Origin of the sequence: Halomonas organivorans (assembly GCF_014192055.1) — a bacterium.
In the GTDB taxonomy this organism is placed as follows: Bacteria; Pseudomonadota; Gammaproteobacteria; order Pseudomonadales; family Halomonadaceae; genus Halomonas; species Halomonas organivorans.
Window position 1 is genome coordinate 1 of record NZ_JACHXM010000063.1, and the last position, 4,258, is coordinate 4,258.

General features: G+C 65.5%; 3 protein-coding genes. 1 reads left to right on the forward strand and 2 read right to left on the reverse strand.

Annotated elements, in window-relative coordinates; translation table 11 throughout:
- Positions 1-192: 192 nt before the first annotated feature.
- Positions 193-1,599 (reverse strand): sugar porter family MFS transporter, encoded by a 1,407-nt coding sequence (locus FHR96_RS22215; protein ID WP_183389893.1) that lies wholly within the window; start codon positions 1,597-1,599, stop codon positions 193-195.
- 84 nt (positions 1,600-1,683) lie between these two features.
- Positions 1,684-2,421: a D-xylose 1-dehydrogenase gene (gene xylB / locus FHR96_RS22220; RefSeq protein ID WP_183389894.1), complete on the reverse strand. Its 738-nt coding sequence runs from the start codon at positions 2,419-2,421 to the stop codon at positions 1,684-1,686.
- Between the two features lie 379 nt (positions 2,422-2,800).
- Between xylB and FHR96_RS22225 the strand changes: the two genes are divergently transcribed.
- Positions 2,801-3,994, forward strand: a complete 1,194-nt coding sequence (locus FHR96_RS22225; protein WP_183389895.1) for an ROK family protein — start codon at positions 2,801-2,803, stop codon at positions 3,992-3,994.
- The last annotated feature ends 264 nt before the right edge of the window (positions 3,995-4,258 follow it).

Genomic DNA, 4,258 nt, shown 5'->3' on the forward strand with positions numbered 1-4,258 from the left:
TTCATGTAGCGCTCCAGGCACAGCGCGGTGGTGCCGGGGTGGTCCGGGTTGTCGAACCAGTCGCGCGAGCGCAGCCGGTCGGGGGTGATCTTGTGACCAAGGTCGTTCATGACACTATCTCGTCAATAGAGGAGAGCGGTTGCTGAAGAGGCATGACGCGCCGCCGCGGATGGCAGGCGGCGCAAAACAGGCTTATTCGTATGCCATCTCCTCCAGCTCCTTGCCATTGGTCTCCCTGACGAACTTCACCACGAACAGGATGGACAGCGCCGCACACAGCGCATAGAAGCCGTAGGCGCCGGCCAGGCCGACGGAGGCCAGGAGGATCGGGAAGGTCATCGTGATGCCGAAGTTCGCGATCCACTGGCAGAGCCCCGAGATGGCGAGCCCGGAACCGCGCATCTGGTTGGGGAACATCTCGCCCAGCATGACCCACATGACCGGCCCCCAGGAGACGTTGAAGAACAGCACATAGGCGTTGGCAGACAGCAGCGCCATCGTGCCCATGTGATCCGACATCTCGAGACCACCGTCGACCATGTCGGCGCTGGCGAAGGTATACGCCATCATCGACAGCGTCAGGGCCATACCGACCGAGCCACCCCACAGCAGCGGCTTGCGGCCGATCTTGTCGATCAGGGCAATGGCCACCAGACAGGCCCCGATGCTGACCGCGCCGCTGATCACGTTGATCAGCAGGGCATCGCTTTCCGAGAAGCCGACCGACTGCCACAGCACGGCGCCGTAGTAGAACACCACATTGATACCGACCAGCTGCTGGAAGACCGCCAGCCCGACGCCGACCCACATGAGGCTGCGTACCTTGCCGCTGACGGGGTCGAGCACGTCACGCAGGCTCGGCTTGCGATCGCGCTCCAGCGAGGCTTCGATATTTGACAGCTTGGTGGTGACCCGATCGCTGGCGGACACCAGGCTCAGCACGCGCTCGGCACGCGCCGTCTTGCCCACGCTCACCAGGTAACGCGGGCTCTCGGGGATGAACATCAGGGCCACCAGGAAGACCGCGGCCGGCAGCAGCTCCATCCAGAACATCCAGCGCCAGGCCGCCTGCCCCAGCCACAGTTCGGACAGGGAGGAGCCCGCCATGCCGGACAGGAAATAGTTGCTCAGGAAGGAGACGAACAGACCGCCGATGATCGCCACCTGCTGGATCGTCGCCAGACGACCGCGATAGCGCGAGGGCGCGACCTCGCTGATATAGGCCGGCGTCATGACGCTGGCGGCACCCACGGCCATGCCCCCGAGCACGCGATAGATGACGAACTCCAGGGAGCCGTCGGCGACGCCCGATCCCCAGGCGCTCACCAGGAAGAAGACCGCCGAGACGATCAGCAGGGTGCGACGGCCATAGCGGTCCGCCAGCCGACCGGCGAAGAAGGCGCCCACGGCGCAGCCCAGCAGCATCGAGGCGACATTGAAGCCGGTGCCGACGCTGTCCGAATTGAAGGATTCCTGAAGGCCATCGACGGTGCCGTTGATCACGCCGCTGTCGAAGCCGAACAGGAAGCCACCGATGGCAGCCACACAGCAGATGATGAAGATGTAAGCCGTACGTTGCGGAGACCTGTCTTGAGGCATGCTACCCCCCTTTCATTATGCGTTATGGTCGGGAATTGACTGGCTACGTGGCGGATGACATCTCGTCATCGCGTCCTGGATGGCTCAACACCACCCGGCATCCACCCAGTAGTTGTGCGCGGTGCAAGCAGCGCCGTCATCGGAGGCCAGGAACAGCACCATGCTGGCGATATGATGCGGATGGATCCGAACCTTGAGCTTCTGCTCCGCGACGATCTGCTGCTCATCCTCGGGGCTGTACCAACGCGACTGACGCGGCGTCTTGACGTTGCCGGGAACCACACAGTTGACGCGGATGTTGTCTCCACCCAGCTCCTGGGCCATCGCACGCGTCATGCCCTCGATACCCGCCTTGGCGGTTTCGTAGATCGCCAGACTCTCCTGGCCGAGATGCCAGCTGATCGAACCGAGGTTGATCACCGAGCCGCCACCGCGCGTTTTCATGCCCGGCGCCGCGGCCTGGATGGCGAACATCACGTGGCGCAGGTTCACTGCGATCCGTTCGTCCCAGTAGCTCGGCGTGATGTCGCTCAGGGAGTGGCGGTCATCGTTGGCGGCGTTATTGACCAGGACGTCGACGGTCCCGATCCGCTGAAAGACCGCCGACAGCGCCTCGAGGTCGGTCAGGTCGCAGCGGTGAAAGGTCGGCTTGCCGCCCAGCCGGTCCACCAGCGCTAGCGACTCGTCCTCGGCCACGTCGATGAAGTGCACCTCGCTCTGCTGGTTGACGAAGGCCTCGACCAGTGACGCTCCGATGCCGGAGCCGCCGCCGGTGATCACCACGCGCTTGTCGGTGAGGCTGGGATAGATAGCCGAATTCATGCGAAACCTCTCTCTGCTGTGCCCTGTGCCGGTGTCGATCCGAGATGACAGGGGCGGGATACCCGAGGCCGAAGACGGCAGGACGCTGTCGAGAAGCGCTCACCTTTAGTTAAGACCTCTTACTAAGCGGCAAGTATTCCGCTTCTCCCGGGCCGTTTTCCATGAGACAAAGGTCTACTCCCGGCACCGAAACGCTCCGGGACACGCCCCGAACCATCATCTTGGTTTCGGCACCGAACCAAGCAGGCAGGCCATGGCGGCCCGGACAAGGGCGCCGCCACGACATCGCCTCCCCACCGCCCAGATGTCATAATCGGCCTTCACGCCGCCGACAGCCGGCGAAGCCCTGCGTCAACGACGGACGATCCCAAGCCGCACCATGACCATCACCTCCAATCAGCACCAGGCGGGGGACCTTCATTTCCTGAAGCGACTCAACCGCAGCGCCATTCTCGAAATGGTGCGCCGCACCCCCGGCATGACACGCGCCGACATCGCCACGCGGGCGCAGCTCACCAAGGCCACCGTGGGGGGAGGCGTTCAGACGCTGCTGAAGCAGGGATGGCTCGTCGAAGGAGAGCTGCTCAAGAGCAGCGGCGGCCGGCCGGGCCGGGCGCTGCACCTCAACGACCATCGCCATGTGCTGCTCGGCGCCGAGGTCAGCGTCCACGGCCTGCAGGTCATCGCCTGCACCCTGTCGGGCAAGACGCTGCACCAGCGCCACATCCGCATGGCGCCGGATGCTCCCGACACCACCGCCGAGGCGCTCGCCGGTCTCATTCGCGAGGTGATCGACCATCCCGAACTGAACGAGCGTCAGCTGCTGGGGCTCGGCGTCGCCCTTCCCGGCCCCATCGCCCCCGACCGCCCGCTGCTGCACCTGGCGCCCAACCTCGGCTGGCGCGACGTGTGGTTCCTTGATCTGCTGCGAGCGGAGCTGCCGGACCTGGGCGGCCGCTGGCTGCTGGACAATGAGGCCAAGGCGGCCGCCTTCGGCGAGCTGTACTTCCGCACCGACAAGACTCCGGAGTCGCTGCTCTATGTCAGCGCCAGCACCGGGATCGGCAGCGGCATCGTCGGCGGCGGCCACTGGCCGTTGGTCACCCGCGGCACCCACGGCCTGGCCGGAGAGATCGGGCATACCGTCCTGCAGCCCGGCGGGCTCTACTGTCACTGCGGCAACCGCGGCTGCGCCGAGACCCTCGTCAGCGGCTGGGCGCTGCGCGCGGCCCTGGGGGTCGGCGAGGAAGAAGACCTGGTCGACACCCTGCTGCACCGCCTGCAGGAGCCAGAGGTCGCCATGGCCCTGAAACGCGCCGGCGAGGCGCTGGGCACCCTGCTGCTCAACCTGCACCACACCCTCGACCCCGCCGAAATCGTGCTTGGCGGCTCCCTGACGCGACTCGGCACGCCGCTGCTGACGCCAGCCCTGGAATACTTCACGGCCAACCAGAACCGCCTGCTCGGCACGACCCAGCAGCGCCCGCTGCGCATCATCGACGACAGCACCTTCACCGCGGCCCGCGGCGCCGCCGCCGAGGTGCTGGCCAATACCATTCACGCCACCGCCTAGCCCGCCCGGGCGCACGGCCCCGAGCGCACCTGAGATTAGACGAAGGTCTCGCTTACAGGGTAAGTAAAAAGATTGAACATACCACCACTTAGTTCAATCTCATTCCAAAGTCAGCGTCACGACGAGAGGAGACCTCATGACCCTGGAAGGCAAGCAACTGATCGGTCAGCAGGCCGTGACCAGCGACGGCAAGCCGATCCACGCCGTCGACCCCGCCACCGGCGAGACCCTGTCCCCGGCCTATCCCGCCGGCGGCCAGGCCGA